The organism is Pseudomonas sp. SIMBA_067 (assembly GCF_046534675.1).
In the GTDB taxonomy this organism is placed as follows: Bacteria; Pseudomonadota; Gammaproteobacteria; order Pseudomonadales; family Pseudomonadaceae; genus Aquipseudomonas; species Aquipseudomonas putida.
Genome location: NZ_JAWRYH010000527.1, coordinates 1 through 267 on the forward strand (window position 1 = coordinate 1; position 267 = coordinate 267).

A 267-nucleotide genomic window follows, 5' to 3' on the forward strand; every position below is an offset into this window, starting at 1 on the left:
TGAAGCTGGTCACATGCCGACGCTGGGTCTGACGGCCTCTACCGGCATGTCGAACAGCAAATATGGCGGCAGCCGTGCGAACCAGAGCCAGGGGTCTACTGACTCCATTACCGGTTCTAACCAGGTGGGTCTGAGCTTCTCACTGCCACTCTATAGCGGCGGCAGCGTCACCTCTCAGGTGAAACAGGCACAGTACAGCTTCGTCAGCGCCAGTGAATCGCTGGAAAGCGCGCACCGCTCTGCGGTTCAGACAGTACGATCTTCGTT

The 267-nt window shown here is 58.4% G+C and carries 1 protein-coding gene; it reads left to right on the forward strand.

The genetic code is table 11. The annotated features are described in order from the left end of the window. Window positions 1–13 precede the first annotated feature (13 nt). Window positions 14–267 (forward strand): TolC family protein (locus SB765_RS30175; RefSeq protein ID WP_410932568.1); only part of this gene is annotated, 254 nt, incomplete at its 3' end.